Genomic DNA, 16,139 nt, shown 5'->3' on the forward strand with positions numbered 1-16,139 from the left:
AAGCATGCCACACTCAAGCCTTCCCGCCGACCGCGAACCATCGTGGCAGCACGAAGACGGGAGTCCAGAGGGCAAAGCCCTTTGGAGCCTCCTCGGCGGAGGAGGTGGGAGGAGGGAGCAACAAAAGTCGGGTCAAAAGGGCGGAGCCCTCTTAACCTGACAGCATTGCAGCGGAGGGAGAAATGGGATCTGAAGGGGAGAACCCCTTTTGTTCTATGAGGCTCTCGCGATGTAAAGCGGGTATTCCGCGATCACGTTCTTATGGGAATCGCGCAGGACAATCGGGTAAATCCCAGGTTGCGTAACAATGATACGGAGCTCCCGCTGCATGTCGACGCCAGGCGGCATACCGGCAGGGCGATAATTGGAAATGTGTTCGATCGGATGGTCGATCAGCGTCTCCCCTTCCGGATTGTAGACGGTTAGCATGACCGAGTGACGCGGTTCCGTGCTCAACCACAGCTTGATCCAGACGTGTACGAGCGCGACAGCCGGATAGGTGTTGACGGCAATGCGGTTTTTGATATTCACGATGGTATGGCACTTCAGCTCTTGATCAAAATCGACTTTCTCGGCTACGACCAATTGTCCGGTTAATGCGGTTGTCATGTAGATCACCTCTTTATATGACGGTTCGGAGACGAAACGCCCATCGCCGCTAAGAGACGGCGATAGCCTCTTGCCTTGTCTGTTCCAGAAACAGTTGCTGGTCGGTGTAATAACGGCGTTGATTGCCGATTAATTCGAACACCGTGTAAGGTGAAGAGAGCAGCGCGTGCCAAACTGGATGACATGCGGAGGCATCGACGATCCAGGCGCGCGCATCCCAGCTTTTGCGTTTGATTTGACATAGCCAGCCAGGGGCGGTCAACAGGATAACGAACGTCGCAGGACCGGAATCCGCTCGCGAAGATAACCATTCGTCCAGTACTTTATAGGCCGGTTGCGCATAATCGATACGAATGACAACGTTGTGGTCGTGAACGGGAATTCCCTCTTGTGCGAACAGATGATGAAGCAGGGCGGATTCCGATTGTCGCACCTGCTTCTTGTAATGCCACAGAAGCGAAGCGATGCCGATCATTAATGCGCAGCATGCCAAGAGAACGAGGTCAGCGGTCATAGCTCGATTCGCACTTCCTTGCTCCGCGCAAGGCTAGCGTATAGTTGAGCCAGCATGACGCCGCTTGCGATAACCGTCACGCCTGCCAGAGCATGCATGGCGGAATCCATCGTATGCGGAATACGTTCCGGCAATAGGAGCCGTACACTGGTTAATGCCATCAGAAGGCCATTGCGCAGAACAGGATAGCGATTCAAAGCTTGAATCCGGCCAAAGCAGGAGCAGCTGGAATCCGCATTCTCCTTCAAGCGCCGCTTCCGAAACAACATCGCGGTAAAAAAGGCGAACAGCAGAAGGGCGAAAAGGTCCTTCCAGATGAACAAAAGCCCGAAGCCGTATAACAAAAATAAGGCGAACTCGGCTGCCAGCACGCCGCTTGCCGCCAAGGTGACGAGCCGAATGGGCAGGACGCGGTAAGAAACGATGGATAGGCGAAAGTCGGCAAAGGATGAACCGAGCTTGGAGAAAGCAGCCAAGAAGAATAGCGCTGCCATAACCATATCGAGCATATAGGCCGCTATGTGCATGCGATCACCCGCGCGCTCGCTTTCCGCCGCGTGCTATACCTCATTCGTCTCCTCGACTCGACCGATCAAGGCATGAAGCTCGGGGATCGAGTCCACCACGGCCGCGTTCATGACGTAACCGTCCTCCAGAAAATAAGCGTACGGCGTCGTGCTGGAACCATATTTCCGCAAGCGCTCCTCCTTGGACATCGTGATGACGGCGAAGGAGAAACCGAAGTGGCTGGCTAGCTCGTTGTTTTCTTCTTCGGTTCCGCTGCTGACGAGAATGAAAGTTCCCTCGAAGTGATCGGCGAAGGCCGGAAGCTGGGGCAGGAGATCGATGCAGCTGGCACAGCTGAGCGACATGAAACAAACAACCGCGAGCTCGATGGACGCTACATCGATAGATAGCTTCTCCCGGATAAACAGATCGCCCCGAACCGTCCGCTGCTCGCGCTTCTGCTTATCGGCTTCGTCTTTGGCTAACAGATCGGCATCAAATAAATCACGAAACGAAACTTTGCTCATGAACCTTCTCTCCTTCAGCGAGGCGTTGTTTGTTCCACATGTCGAAATACCTTCCCTTCGCGCGCAGCAGCTGCTGGTGGCTTCCTCGTTCCAATATGCGGCCGTTATGCATCACGATAATTTGCTGGGCCATCGAGGCAACGGACAGATTATGGGTGACCATGACGGTTGTTCTTCCTCCGCGCTCCGCGATAATTTGTTGGATCAAATTCATCTCGGTCATCGGATCAAGCTCCGATGTCGCTTCATCAAGCAGCAAGTAAGGGGAATCCTTGTACAGCGCCCTGGCGATCGCGATGCGCTGCCATTGTCCGCCGGACAGCTGGCGTCCGCCTTGCAGGCTGTTGCCTAACACGGTATCGAGCTCGTCATGGAGATCGTTCGGGACCAACATCGGATAGGACCGAATAAGCCGCTTGACTCGAGCTCGAATTTCTTCAGTCGGATGGGCGAGCGCAATATTCTCAACAATCGAGAACGGATATTTCATATAGTCCTGATTGACCACCGATACTTGCCGGAACCAATAGCGGGGCTCGTAGTCATGAATATCGCGGTCATTGAGATGCAGCGTGCCCGGTTCGACGGCATGGAGTCCCAACAATATTTTCGCTAACGTCGATTTGCCGGATCCGTTCTCGCCGACAATGGCAATGACATCGCCCTTCATCATGTGGAGGCTTATATCGGCCAATGCAGGTCGAGCCGCGTTCGGGTAGGCGAAGTTCAGCTCATGCAGCGAGACGCTAGTTACAGCATCGGGCTGCAAGTTAGCTTGCTTGGGCTGGGGGACATACGTATTCAAGAAGGTTTTGAAGTTGCGGGTCGCGATCGGAATCTGGTTGAAAATGCGGGAGTTCGCGGCGATCATCGTGATCGAACTAAAGACGGTCATAGCGGCTGTCGACAGCGCTGCAAAGTCGCCCACGCTTAATGAGTTAGCCGCGAGTTGTTTGAAAAAAAGGAGCTCTGTCAGTAAAAAGCCGGTCGGCTGAAATACCATGGCGACGCTTCGCATCTTGAATTCGCCGTTTTTGAGCTTTACTGTTTTGCGAATAACCGCTTCGGCCGCTTCCGCCCATCTTCGCAGCAGGTAGAGACGACTGCCGAAGATCATCGTTTCTTTCAACGCTTGCGGCTGCAAAATGAGGTCGGAGGCCAGCATGGACTCAATCTGATGCTGCGCTACCGTGTGAAAATATCGCTCCAACCATAAGGCGGTCCGTAATTCCACCCAGAAGAGGGGGAGCGAGAAAACGAGTAGAACGACTCCGGCCAGCCAGCTGTACGTCAGAATGAGGTAGCCGTAGACGCCAAGAATGAGGACCTGCTGAACCAATCCGATAATCGAAGAGATGGATTGCTCGATTTGGTTCAAGCTGTTCTTCAGCGTCGTGATGTCGTGACGAAAAGCGGGCGTTTCGACTTGCGTAATGCAGGTGGGCTGTATCGAACCATACAGGTGATGCTCCAGCCGATTATGGATGCGAAGCGACAAGCGCGCCTGTACGAGCCTGGAACCTTCGCTTAGGATGAGATCCGTTGCTTTCAACAGAGCCAATAGTAAAGCTACCCAAGCCAGATCGCTCCATATGGGATGGGCCGCGATTTGATCGAATAGACGTTTGTTCAGATGAAAGGTAAGCCAGCCTACCGTCGGTTGTATAGCCAGCAGAACAATCACGAAACTCGCGTTAAGGATCGAGCCTTGAATCATAATTCGGATCCATTGAAGAGACGACGTCATCCGACAACGGAGTGAAACATGCGGAATGGAGCGGCGATAATGTCCAAGTGACCGGGCTCGCTGCAGCTGTAGTGGGAAATGAGCTGCCCTTCCGAATTAACGCCGTATGCCCAAGGAAATCCGTAGCCTTTCATGTCGTGGTCAACGCTGGCCTCGATCCTATAGAGGCGGACAGGCGCGGAGAAGGCTTGTTTGGCAAGTTCTAATTTGTCTTCGGAGGTATCCATAAGGACGATGAGCTTGTAGTCCGGGCGCTCGGCGGCAAACCGGTCGATCTCGTCGAAGGCCGGCAGGCAAACGGCGCAGTCCGTGCTGACCATTGCAATTAACAAGTAATCCTCCAGAAGCGAGTACAGCTTGATTCCAGCGGACAACGTAACATCCGGAATGTAATCTCCGATTTGGATATGAGTTCGCATCGAACGGCTCCTTGAGCTTTAGTTATGTATAAAAGCCTAGATGCGGACTGCTGAATGCGCTTACAAAAACAAGGGTCCAGCAGTCCGCATTGGTAAGAGATGTTAGGTTAGAAGACTAGCGATTAGCAAACACAACCGTTAAAAGTCGTACAAGTGCTGCCGCTTTGCGCGCAAACCAGGTATTGCGCTTTACTACCGTATCTGTCGCATTGTTGAGAAGAGCAGCTTGTAAACTCTCGAATGCATCCGGAACATGACATTATGTTTCACCTCCTTTGCAGAATGATGGGATTGGAATTAAAATGCTCTTTTTGTTAAAAAATGTTTCTTATGAGCGCAATATCCACATTAAATAATTGGAAGTTTTCTGTCAATATAATTTCTATAAATAGTATTTTGTAACTATATTGTGTCTTATTTCCTACCTTACTTCCGGCCAATAGAGTTGAGGTTTCCACAAATGCACTGTCAATAAATTCGGATGATATGAAGTCGGTAACCGCAATTGACAATTTAAAGTAATTTGGTAGAATCTAGCTATATTTATATAACATGGGGGGCAATGGATGAGGTTATCAAAAGGGGTTCTTACGTCACTTATGTTCGTTTCCGCCATTCTCGTTCAAGGATGTAGCGGCGACGACTCCTTTAATCCAGAGGAACCAGAGAAGCTGAAGGTGATGTATTTTGATGAGGATACGTTCAATCAGAAATACGGCCAATTGATTTATTCGAAGTTCCCGAATCTCGAGATTGAAATCGTAGCGACCCAACCGATCTTTACGGATAGCGTCGTTAATATGGAACAGGCGTACAGGGATGTAGTGGAGAAAGAAAATCCCGACGTAATCTTGATGAACACGTTGACGCAATATAGCGAACTTATTGAGAAGAACAAATTGATGGACATGGAACCGATGCTGCTGGAGGAGGACTTCAAGAGCGCCGATCTGCTGCCGGCTTCCTTGCAGCTGTTAAGGGAGCAGGGCGGCGGCAAATTGTACGGGATCGCGCCGTTCTTTTCCACTAAAGTCCTGTATTACAATAAAGATCTGTTCGACCAATACAAGGTGCCGCTCCCGACTAAGAGCATGACTTGGCCGGAAGTGATCGAACTGGCGCAACGGTTCCCGACGACGGGTAGCGAGGAAGATCGGGTTTACGGGTTTGCGATGCATGTTTTGCTGTCTGACCTCGGGTCGGCCATCGGAGAGACGTTAGGACTTCGTCTTACCGACTCGGCTGGCAAGAAGGTAACCGTTCAAAGTGAGGGATGGAAGCAAGTTTACAAAATGGCCGTGGATGCCCAGAAGTCGGGAGCGTTCTATTTCCCAGGTACTCCAAAATCAACGCAAAGCATAGAAGAGTCTCTCAATAGAGACAAGTTCATTATCGGCAAAGCCGCGATGGGAATTGAAGATTTTTATCTTGCTAATAGAATGAAGATGAATGCGACACGTGTGAAGAAGTTCAACTGGGGGTGGCTCACCGAGCCCTACGATCCCGCTAATCCCGATGTCTCCTCCTCGTTCTATCTTACTGAAATCTATGGGGTCAACGCGGATTCGGCCAACAAGGAGGCGGCCTGGCAGCTTGTGAAGTATATGAACGGGGATGAGACCGCGAAGCTGTTATCACGATCCCACTATGGAAGCTTGATGACCCGGACGCAATACAACCAGTCCGATGAAGGCTTCAATTTTGATTCTTTCTATTCGCTTCAGCCTCCTAGAGGTCCGGAGTTTTTTAAGTACAATCTATTCAACTTTGCCAGATCGTTAAGAGAGCTTACGGATCAAGAGCTGAAAGCAGTCGCGAAGGGCAGCAAGAGCCTGGACGAGGCGATCACGACGATTCAGAACGAAGGGCAGCTCGAGCTGGATATGGCGAACAAGAGGATGGCGGAGGCTGATAAATAGAAGAAGTATGCGATTTCTTCTTCATTGATCATGAATTGATAATTTGTGGAATCCGGTAGAATATAGCTGTAATTATATGAAATGGGAGGTCAAGGATGAAGGGCTCAAAAAGGGGGATAGCATCGCTTTTGGTCATTTCGTCTATGCTTATTCAAGGCTGTAGCGGCGAAGACTCTTTTGAAGCAGATGAAGCAGGGCAGCTGAAGGTCATGTATGTTAATGAGGATAACTTCAGTCAGCTGTATGGCAATTCGTTTAATTTGAAGTTTCCCAATATTGAGATCGAAGTCGTAGAAGTTTCATCGCTCGCGGGAGGCGGCAATGCAGATACGGCGTTTCATGATCTGATCGAGAAGGAAAATCCCGATGTGATCTTAATGAGCGGGGTCTCTCAATACAGCGAGCTTGTCGAGAAGAACACCTTATTGGATTTGGAGCCGATGCTGCTGGAAGAGGACTTCAAGAGCGCCGATCTGCTGCCGGCTTCCTTGCAGTTGTTAAGAGAGAAGGGCGACGGCAAATTATACGGGATATCGCCGTACTTTTCCGCCAATGCCCTGTATTATAACAAAGACCTGTTCGACAACTATAAGATACCGATTCCGACCACGAGCATGACCTGGCCGGAAGTCATCGAACTGGCGAAGCGGTTCCCGACGACAGGCAGTGAAGAAGAGCGGATTTACGGGTTCACGATGGATGAGAATTTGTCTAGCCTCGGGTTTACGATCGGGGATACGACAGGATATCGATACACCGATGCGCTCGGCAAGCAGGTCACCATTCAAACCGATGGATGGAAGCAGGCTTTCGGCATGGCCGTAGATGCTCAGAAGTCGGGGGCATTCTATTTCCCGGGCGATCTGGATTATTCGCAGCTAAACTTTGACGAGTATTTGGATTCAGACTTGTTCTTCTCCGGCAAATCCGCGATGACGATTAAAAGAACTTCTTACGCCGGAAGCATGAAGGTGTATGAAACGCTTGGGAAGAAGCCGGTCAATTGGAGCTGGCTCACGGAACCTTTCGATCCGGCCAACCCCGACGTTTCCTCCTCGTTCGCCCTAACCGAAATCTATGGAATCCATGCCAATTCAGCTAATAAGAAGGCGGCCTGGCAGCTTGTGAAGCATATTAACGGGGATACGACCGCGAAGCTGCTCTCGAGATCCAGCAACGGAAACTTAATGACCCGGACTCAATACAACACGTCCGATGAAGGCATCCTTTATGATCCCTTCTATACGCTGCAGCCTAGAGGCCAGTCGATGCATATGAACACGCTGAGCGATTTTAATAGGTCGATCAGACAGCTTGCGGGCAAAGAGCTGCAGGCGGTCGTATCCGGCAGCAAAAATCTGGACGAGGCCATGACGTCCATTCAGAACGAGGGACAGCTCGAGCTGGATCGGACGAACAAGCAGTTGGCGGAGGCGGATAAGACGAAATAGTTGGCAAGTAAAAATGAAATGGCAGCCCTGGTCGGAAAACCGATTGAGGCTGCCATTTTTGTTCGAGGCGTGGCTCCGAAAGCGAAGGTCAGCACGAAGCCGCGTCAAGCGCGCACCCCCTCAGGATACCACCCAAGGCACAAAGTCACGTACGAAGCTCGAACAAAAGCCTGTCCGCAGGACAAACGGGCAAAAGCGCCCAGTATTGCGGGCATAGGAAAAATCCACTGAAGCTTTGTCCATCAGGACAAAAGCGTGCCCTGCTCAAGCCTTACCGCCGACCGCGAACAATCGTAGCAGCACGAAGACGGGAGTCCAGAGGGCGGTAGACCTCTGGTTCCCCTCGGCGGAGGGGGAAGGGGCGAGGGAAAAACCCAAGGGGCGAGGGGGGAACTAAGGACATGGAAGAAAAAAGGGGTTATGAAGGGGAAGCCTACCCCTTCACAGCCCCGGCCGTCATGCCCGCGACAATTCGCTTATTAAAGAAAATAAACAATATGAGCGGCGGCAGCGAGATCAAAATGATGTCCGCGAACAGCAGGTTCCACGACGTGTTGTACATGCTCGTGAAGTTGTAGAGCGTCAGCTGGATCGTGGCGTTCTTCGCGCCGGGCAAGAAGTACAGCGGATTGACAAAGTCGTTGTAGATGCCGACGGCCGACAGCACGATGACCGTCGAGTTGACCGGCATGAGCAGCGGGAAGATCATCTGGAAGAACATGCGGACCGGTCCGCAGCCGTCGACCAGCGCCGCTTCGTCGATCTCGCGCGGAATGGTGGCCATGAAGCCTTTGTACAGAATCGTCGCGAACGACACGCCAAGCGCGGTCTCAATGAGGACGATGCCCGTGATCGTCTTGTACAGGTGGATCGAGTCGAGCACCCAGATCGTCGGGACGATCGCCGGCGGAATCATGAGACCGGCCAGAATGAGGAAGTTAATCGGCCCAGACCAGCGGTCGGAGCGGCGCTGCAGCACGTACCCCGCCATGGCGCACACGATGACGAGAACGATGATGGAGAGCAGCGTAATGAGCGTACTGTTCCAGAAGGCGCGGATGACCATGCCGTCCTGCGCGGTCAGCACTTCCTTGTAGTTGTCGAGAATATGGAAGGTGCTCGGCCAATCGATATTGAGCAGGGACGACTCCGTCCGGTTTTTGAACGAATTAATAATGACGAAATAGAACGGCACCCAGAAGATGACGATCGAAAGCGCGATGGCGACGACTTCCCAGAATAAGCGGATTGCGCTGCGTTTTCTCATAGGTCTACCTCTCTCTTGGACAGCAGCATGAACAGCGGGAAGGCAAGCAGGGAGACGCCGATGAACAAAATCACGTTGCCTGCGGTCGCGAGGCCGTAGAAGCCGCCTTGATACTGCTTATAAATAATCGAGGCAATCAGGTCCGTGCTGAAGCCCGGTCCGCCCTTGGTCATCGCCCAGACGAGATCGAACGAGCGGAGTCCGCCGATGAAGGACAAAATGATAACCGAGTTCATCGCGGGAGCGGTGAGCGGGATCGTAATGTGCTTGAACTTGTCGAAGGCGGTGCCGCCGTCGATCTGAAGCGCCTCGGAATAGTCTTGCGGAATGGACATGATGCCCGCGATATAGATGACGGTCGCCATGCCGACGCCTTTCCACACGTCGACGAAAGCGACGGAGAGCAGCGCGATGCTCGTATCCCCGAGCCAATCGGGTCCGACAATGTTCAGGTACGACAAGCCTTGATTGATCAACCCTTGCGTAGGGTGCATCAACGTGCTGAATGCGATGCCGACGGCGATCGTGCTCAGCAGGGTCGGGAAGAAGACGACGGAGCGCAAATAGCCTTTGCTTCTCAAATTGGATGTCAGCGCGACGGCCAACAGCAGGCCGAGCACGACCTTCAGCACGCAGGTGACGACTGCGTAGATGAGCGTGTTGCGAAATCCGATCGTCAGCGACGATTCGGAGAAGAACGTGACATAGTTCTCCAAGCCGATGAATTCCCAGTCCGCCAGATCCCAGCGGGTCAAGCTGAAGAAGAACGACATCAGGGTCGGTAGAAGGAAGAAGATGAAGTAGATGATGCCCAGGGGCAGGATGAACGCATAGCTGTAGTAGTGCTTGCTTAGCTTTGTCATTGTGATCTCTCCCAAATCCTATTTACGATAGAAGCCCTGCAACTGGGCAGGGCCTCCATCGGTCGGGGCGTTCGCTTACCAGCCGGCGATTCCGAGCTGCTTCGCTTGCTTCTCGACATCTTTATCGTAGGCTTTCGCGGAATCCGCGGGCGATTTCATGCCCGCGCCGGCTTCGACCGTAATTTGCGGCAGGTTGGGTCCCTTCAGCGGGGAGAGGAACTCGAGCGCCGGCGCGTTGGTATTGTTATCGAAGTACGGCATCATATCTTTGACGCCGCCGTAAGCATCGTCCGGCAGCTTAGCGCCTTTGATAACATAAGGACCTTCCGGTTTCGCCTTCGTCGCCATGAGCGCCATCGCCTCCGGCGTGACGAAGAAGGACATCCATTTCTTCGCGGCTTCAATGTTCTTGCTCTCCTTGTAGATGGAGATCGCGGCCGGCATCCACACGGTCAGACCGTTCTTGTCCGCGCTGTCGCCCGGTTGGGCGAAGACGCCGATGTCGTCGATCTTGTCCGGGTAGGTGGCGAAAATGTTGGAGAGCGCGAACGTCAGCATCGGGTAATGAACGCCGGTCCCGTCGACGAGCATTTTGAGCGCTTGGTCATACGTCGTCGCCAGGTAGTCCTTGTTCATATAATCCTTTACGGAAGCGAGCTTCTCGAAGCCGCGCACCGCCGCAGGCGTCGTCTCGAACTTCGCCTTGTTGTTCGTGAAGTCGTCCGCGAACGTCGGCGCCTCGGCTTGCACGTTGTAGTAGTCCGCGAGCAGGATGAGCTGGGACGTCCAGCTGTCCTTGTAGGAGCCGATGACGGCGGTTTTGCCGGCGGCTTTGATCTTCTCGTTGTTCGCCATCAATTCGTCCCACGTCTTCGGCACGGAGAGGCCCAGTTCGGCATAGACCTTCTTGTTGTACAGCCATGCGCCGGCTTGCGAAGATCCGCTTGGTGCCGCATAGACCTTATCGCCCACGCTGACGGTCGGCAGGAACGACTCCATGACGTTTTGCATGAATGGCTCGCTCGTTAGATCGACGAAATATTTCTCCGGCTGGAGCGACTTGAAGAGGGAGCCGGCGTTGTAGAAGTTCAGGTCGGTCATTTCGCCGGAGACGAGTCTCGTCTTCACGAGATTGTCGCCTTCGCCGCCGCCCGGACGGAGCTCGTATTCGGTCTTAATGTTGAAACGTTTCTCGATTTCGTCCGTGACGGCCTTGAGTCCTTCGGTCGAGGTTTGGTTGTCGATCAGCATCTTCAGCGTGACGGTCTCTTCGTAACGCTCCGCGCTTGCGCCTTCGGCCGGCGCGTTGCCGCCCGCCGCCGCATTCGTCTCCGTGCCGCCGCCGTTCGTCTGCTCGGCGTTGGTGCCCGCATTCGCGTTATTCCCCGAGTTCGCGTTGTTGCCGCATCCCGCGACCAGTCCGGCGACGAGGATCAGGCTTGTCGCCGCGGTCAATACTTGTTTGGATTTCGCACGCATGTTGTGAATGCCTCCTTTGATTTCGGCGCGTTAGCGCCAAGCCCCCCTTGGGCCAGTAACGCTGTTCGTGAGGGAGCCGAGAGCGAATCGCTTCGTTCGCCAGCCCCTGTAACTCAAATTGTAAAGGCTTACATTGGTTTGCGTAAGCGCCGCATTTTTTGGCCGTGTCGGATTTTTTTGGGGTGCTGCACGAACGGGAGACGGTTGTCGGGGCGCTGGACTAGAGGACTCAGGTTGATTTTGGAGGAGGAAAGAAACGGAAGCAGGCGAAGCTTGCGTCGTTTTTTTATTGCTCAGGAAATCATCTTGTGCATAAAAACGTAAAGCGTATCCGACCAAGCGGACGTAAGCGAAGGTCCGCACGAAGCCACGCTAAGCGCACACCCCCGCAGGATACCACCCCCAAGGCAAAACGTCACGAACGAAGCTCGAACAACAGCCTGTCCGAAGGACAAGCGGGCTCCCCCCGAAAGGACAGATCGAAGACGGCCGCGCAACGAGTTACGCTGATTCCGGGTGTCCAGAGGGCGGGAGCCCTTGGTTCCCCTCGGCGGAGGGAGAAGGGGCGAGGGAGAAAACTGAAGGGGCGAGGGAGAAGGAGAAGACAGGTTGTAAAGAAGGGCGCAGCCCTTTTTTCGCTTCTGGACGATTACTGCACTAAATCGAAATCCGCTCACATTGTTGGGGTCCCGGCGGCCAACCTATAATGAGCTTACGAACGACAAATACCATGTGGGGAGACCTTATTATGACGACGACCTCGCTCGCGAAAGCGGCACGACCGGGTGCCGAACGAGCCGCCGCCGGGAGAGGGCCGTGGCGGTACTTCCTCCGTCACCGCGCCTTCTACATCATGCTGGCGCCGGGCCTGCTGTACTTCCTGGTGTTCAAGTATTTGCCCCTGACGGGCAGTTTCATCGCCTTTCAAGACTTTAATATTTTCAAAGGCTTCTCGGGCAGCGAATGGGTCGGCTTGAAGTGGTTCCGCCAGCTGTTCCAGTACCCGAATTTCGGCCGGCTGATCGAGAATACGCTCATCATCAGCCTGTATCAGATCGTATTCGCGTTCCCGCTGCCGATCCTGCTCGCCCTGATGCTCAACGAGGTGCGCCAGATGGCGTACAAGCGGATCGTGCAGACGGTGCTGTACCTGCCGCATTTTCTATCGTGGACGATCGTCTTCGGCCTCTCGTACATGCTGCTCTCGCCGACGAACGGCCTGTTCGCGTCGATCTTCTCCGGCATGGGCGCCGAGGGCGGAATCCTGCAGCAGTCCGAGTACTTCCGGCCGATCATCATCATCTCGGGCATCTGGAAGGAGATGGGGTGGAACGCGATCATCTTCATCGCGGCGCTGGCCGGCATCAGCCCTTCGTTGTACGAGGCGGCCAAGATGGACGGGGCGAACCGGTGGAAGCAGTTCCTGCACATTTCCCTGCCGGGCCTGTTACCCGCGATCATGATCCTGCTGCTGCTCAAAATCGGCCACATTCTCGACTCCGGCTTCGAGCAAATTTATCAGTTCCTCACCCCCGCCGCGTTCGAGACGGGCGACGTACTGGACACCTACACGTACCGCGTCGGTATCCTGCAAGGGCAGTACAGCATTACGACGGCAATCGGATTGTTCAAGTCGGTCATCGGCTTCGTCCTGCTTGTCATCGCCAACCGCGTCAGCCGCTGGACGACCGGCGAAGGCATTTATTAGGATGGAGGGATAGAAGACGCGATGAGAATCAAACGATCCATGGGAGAACGAACCTTCGACGCGGTCAATGCGATCCTGCTCGCCATCTGCTGCTTGGCCGTCGCGATCCCGCTGCTGTACGTCGTGGCTGGCTCGCTCAGCTCGAACGAGGCGATCATGCATTCGGAGGTGCGGCTGTGGCCGGTCGGCTTCAATCTGGACAATTACGATTTCGTCATTCATAACGCCGTGTTCTGGCGATCGTTCGGCGTCACGATCATGATCGTCGTCATCGGCACCGCGATCAACATGGTCATGACGCTGCTGACGTCGTACCCGCTGTCCAAAGCGTGGCTGGGCGGTCGCAGGCCGATTATGCTGTTCATCATCTTCACGATGATTTTCCAGGCGCCGATGGTGCCGATGTACCTGCTGATCAAAGAGCTTCATTTGCTCGATTCGATCTGGGCCCTCATCATCCCGAGCGCGCTCAGCGCGTTCAACATGCTGCTGTGCATTACCTTCTTGCGATCGATTCCGGAAGAGCTGTTCGAGGCGGCGCGCGTAGACGGCATGAACGAATACCGGATTCTATGGCGCATCGTGACGCCGCTCTCGATGCCGATCAACGTGACGCTCATGCTGTTTTATGCGGTCGGCCACTGGAACAACTATTTGGGACCGCTCCTGTACGTGACCGACCGGGCGAAGCAGCCGCTGCAGCTCTACCTGTACAACCTCATTTCCCAATTCGATATGGACTCGGCCGGCGGCGAATCGGTGCTGGAGCTGTCCTCCCGACTGACGCCGCAAGGGCTGCAGATGGCGACGATCGTCGTGGCCACGGTGCCGGTCGTCATTATCTATCCGTTCCTGCAGAAGCATTTCATCAAAGGGGCGCTGCTCGGCTCCGTGAAAGAATAAGCGTCAGCGGACGCCCGCATCCGGCTTCGGGGAGGTGATGGCGGCTTCGACGATTCGATCGAAGCGGCAGCCCAGGCATCACGCATCATCATGCATTCATTCTAAGGAGGGTCATTCTCGTATGAAAGCAGCGTACAAAAAAAGATTAGCGGTCCTGTGCATCGCGGCTCTGACGATTACCGGCACGGCATGCGGAGACGGCGGCGGCAGCAAAGCGAACAATGGAGAGACGCCAGCGGCCAACGCGTCGTCGCACGCTTCCGATAATAAAGCGTCGGCCGAACCGGCTTCGATCAGCCTGTTCGTCTCCAACAACGCGGAGCAGATCCCGCCCGGCAAGTCGATGGATTTGGCCACGGTGAAGCATCTGGCCGGCAAGACGAACACGGAGCTGGACATTACGTTCCTGCCGCACGAGAACTATATGGAGCAGCTGCGGCTCAAATTCGCCGGCGGCGATATTCCCGACGTCCATATGGTGTGGGGCATCGAGAACTCGGAGTTGGTGACGAACGACCTCGCGCTGGATTTGAAGCCTTACTTAGAGAAGCACGGGCAGCATTTGCTCAAAGAAATCCCGCAATCCGCGTGGGATGCGGTGACGCTGAACGGCCAAATTCTCGCCATTCCGCAGGTCGCCCAAGGCAATGCGCCGGCAGAACGGGTCATCTACGTCCGCAAGGATTGGCTGGATAAACTCGGCCTCGCCGTGCCGAAGACGTCCGACGAATTCCTGGACATGCTGCGCGCGTTCCGGGATAAGGACCCAAACGGAAACGGCAAGCAGGACGAGATTCCGTTCTCGAGCCGCGAGAAGTTCGAATGGATGGACAACGTGCTCGGCATGTACGGCGTGAACCTCGATTCGAACACCGTCAGCGACGGCAAGGTCATGCCGGGCTTCGTCACGCCGAACATGAAGCAGTCGCTCGGGTTGGTTCGGACGATGTACGAAGAGAAGCTGATCGATCCGGAATTCCTGACGAACTCGCGGGCGGTGTGGGATCAGAAGATCAAATCCGATCTCGTCGGCTCATGGAACCACGTCGTGCTCGGCGTCTGGGATTCGTGGCAGAAGGAGATGAGCACGCTGCTGGCGGACAAGAAGCCGAACGTCGTGGCGATCCCGACGCCGAAGGGCGCAGGCTACGAGGGCGATGTCGGCCGCGTGGAGAAATCGGTGCTGAAGACGTTCGTCGTGAAGAAAGACGCCGCGAACCCGGAAGCGATCGTCCGCATGTTCGATTGGCTCGTGACGGAGGAAGGCCAGCTGTTCGCCGACCTCGGCATCGAGGGCGAGACGTTCACGAAGGCGGGCGAGCAGCTGACCTATAACGCGGACGCCGACAAGGATTTGAAGTGGAGACAGGCGGTATTCACTCTCCATGGCTTCAACGAAGCGGCGCAGAAGGTGAAGATCAACAACGAGGAAGCGTTCAACAAGCTGATGGCCACGATCGAGACATCCCGCAGCGAAGGCATCGACAACCCGACCGCGGGCATGGCGCCATCCCCGGCGATGACCCAGAACGCGGAGCTGAGCTTCAAAGGCAGCCTGTTCCAGGAGGCGGCGGCCAAAATCGTGCTCGGCGAGAAGTCGCTCGACTACTTCGACGAATTCGTCGCGAGCTGGAAGAAGCAAGGAGGCGAGCAGGCGATCGAAGAGATGACGGCTTGGTATAACGAGAACCGCAAGTAAAAAGCTGATTGGTTTGCGTTCCCAATCGGAAGATTGGGAATGCAGCATTCAGCTAGAGTAAAGCTGATTGGTTTGCGTTCCCAATCCTAGGATTGGGAATGCAGCATTCAGCTAGAGAAGCTGATTGGTTTGCGTTCCCAATCGGAAGATTGGGAATGCAGCATTCAGCTAGAGTAAAGCTGATTGGTTTGCGTTCCCAATCGGAAGATTGGGAATGCAGCATTCAGCTAGTTCGAATGAATGTCCCTCTTCCCGCCATCGTAATGCTGTCAGGTTAAGGAAAAGCGTACGGTGAAGCCGACTAGGGCCTATAGTTGACAGGCTGTAGTCATAGGACGAACTTCAAAACCTACTGAAGCTTTGTCCGTCAGGACAAAAGCGTGCCCTGCTCTAGCCCAACCGCCGACCGCGAACGACCATGCCAGCACGAAGAAGGGAGTCCAGAGGGCAAAGCCCTTAGGTTCCCCTCGGCGGAGGGGGAAGGGGGAGGCAATCTCGGGGAGAGGGAATACCTTATGGGAAAGGGT

General features: G+C 54.4%; 14 protein-coding genes. 5 read left to right on the forward strand and 9 right to left on the reverse strand.

Going from position 1 to position 16,139, the window contains the following annotated elements; all coding sequences use genetic code 11:
• Positions 1–213: 213 nt before the first annotated feature.
• From BCM02_RS19025 to BCM02_RS19050, 6 genes are read right to left on the reverse strand one after another with little or no spacing between them, the layout of a single operon-like run.
• Positions 214–609, reverse strand: a complete 396-nt coding sequence (locus BCM02_RS19025) for a hypothetical protein (protein WP_148930707.1) — start codon at positions 607–609, stop codon at positions 214–216.
• 49 nt (positions 610–658) lie between these two features.
• Complete coding sequence (locus BCM02_RS19030) at positions 659–1,084, reverse strand: hypothetical protein (RefSeq protein ID WP_148930708.1); 426 nt, start codon at positions 1,082–1,084, stop codon at positions 659–661.
• Between the two features lie 35 nt (positions 1,085–1,119).
• Complete coding sequence (locus BCM02_RS19035; RefSeq protein ID WP_148930709.1) at positions 1,120–1,650, reverse strand: MauE/DoxX family redox-associated membrane protein; 531 nt, start codon at positions 1,648–1,650, stop codon at positions 1,120–1,122.
• A 33-nt stretch (positions 1,651–1,683) separates the two neighbouring features.
• On the reverse strand, positions 1,684–2,157 hold the full coding sequence (locus tag BCM02_RS19040) for a TlpA family protein disulfide reductase (protein WP_148930710.1): 474 nt from the start codon (positions 2,155–2,157) through the stop codon (positions 1,684–1,686).
• Positions 2,135–3,874, reverse strand: a complete 1,740-nt coding sequence (locus BCM02_RS19045) for an ABC transporter ATP-binding protein (RefSeq protein ID WP_187434302.1) — start codon at positions 3,872–3,874, stop codon at positions 2,135–2,137. Before BCM02_RS19045 ends, BCM02_RS19040 begins: the two co-directional genes overlap by 23 nt.
• Before the next feature lie 26 nt (positions 3,875–3,900).
• Positions 3,901–4,323 (reverse strand): hypothetical protein, encoded by a 423-nt coding sequence (locus BCM02_RS19050; RefSeq protein ID WP_148930712.1) that lies wholly within the window; start codon positions 4,321–4,323, stop codon positions 3,901–3,903.
• Between the two features lie 566 nt (positions 4,324–4,889).
• Here BCM02_RS19050 and BCM02_RS19055 point away from each other — a divergent pair.
• Together BCM02_RS19055 and BCM02_RS19060 are read left to right on the forward strand one after the other, a co-directional pair.
• The gene (locus BCM02_RS19055; RefSeq protein ID WP_148930713.1) at positions 4,890–6,242 is read left to right on the forward strand and encodes an ABC transporter substrate-binding protein; all 1,353 of its coding nucleotides are present in this window, start codon (positions 4,890–4,892) and stop codon (positions 6,240–6,242) included.
• A 209-nt stretch (positions 6,243–6,451) separates the two neighbouring features.
• Positions 6,452–7,693 (forward strand): ABC transporter substrate-binding protein, encoded by a 1,242-nt coding sequence (locus tag BCM02_RS19060; protein ID WP_187434303.1) that lies wholly within the window; start codon positions 6,452–6,454, stop codon positions 7,691–7,693.
• Positions 7,694–8,126: 433 nt separating this feature from the next.
• Here the strand turns inward: BCM02_RS19060 and BCM02_RS19065 are convergent, their stop codons facing one another.
• The 3 genes from BCM02_RS19065 to BCM02_RS19075 all read right to left on the reverse strand — a co-directional run bounded on the left by BCM02_RS19065 (position 8,127) and on the right by BCM02_RS19075 (position 11,302).
• A complete protein-coding gene (locus BCM02_RS19065) occupies positions 8,127–8,960 on the reverse strand; it encodes a carbohydrate ABC transporter permease (RefSeq protein WP_148930715.1) in 834 nt (277 codons plus the stop codon).
• Complete coding sequence (locus BCM02_RS19070; RefSeq protein ID WP_148930716.1) at positions 8,957–9,823, reverse strand: carbohydrate ABC transporter permease; 867 nt, start codon at positions 9,821–9,823, stop codon at positions 8,957–8,959. The genes BCM02_RS19065 and BCM02_RS19070 overlap by 4 nt, the downstream gene beginning before the upstream one ends.
• 75 nt (positions 9,824–9,898) lie before the next feature.
• On the reverse strand, positions 9,899–11,302 hold the full coding sequence (locus BCM02_RS19075; protein ID WP_246183453.1) for an ABC transporter substrate-binding protein: 1,404 nt from the start codon (positions 11,300–11,302) through the stop codon (positions 9,899–9,901).
• A gap of 748 nt (positions 11,303–12,050) precedes the next feature.
• On the opposite strand from BCM02_RS19075, the gene BCM02_RS19080 reads away from it, so the two are divergent.
• From BCM02_RS19080 to BCM02_RS19090, 3 genes are all read left to right on the forward strand, one after another.
• Positions 12,051–13,010 carry an ABC transporter permease gene (locus BCM02_RS19080; RefSeq protein WP_246183454.1) on the forward strand — a complete coding sequence of 320 codons (960 nt, stop codon included), beginning with the start codon at positions 12,051–12,053 and terminating at the stop codon, positions 13,008–13,010.
• A gap of 21 nt (positions 13,011–13,031) precedes the next feature.
• Positions 13,032–13,913 carry a carbohydrate ABC transporter permease gene (locus tag BCM02_RS19085; protein WP_148930717.1) on the forward strand — a complete coding sequence of 294 codons (882 nt, stop codon included), beginning with the start codon at positions 13,032–13,034 and terminating at the stop codon, positions 13,911–13,913.
• Between the two features lie 121 nt (positions 13,914–14,034).
• Positions 14,035–15,612, forward strand: coding sequence for an extracellular solute-binding protein (locus BCM02_RS19090; RefSeq protein ID WP_187434304.1), 1,578 nt, complete (start codon positions 14,035–14,037; stop codon positions 15,610–15,612).
• Positions 15,613–16,139: the final 527 nt, after the last annotated feature.

The organism is Paenibacillus methanolicus, from assembly GCF_008124765.1.
GTDB classification, from domain to species: domain Bacteria; phylum Bacillota; class Bacilli; order Paenibacillales; family Paenibacillaceae; genus Paenibacillus_Z; species Paenibacillus_Z methanolicus.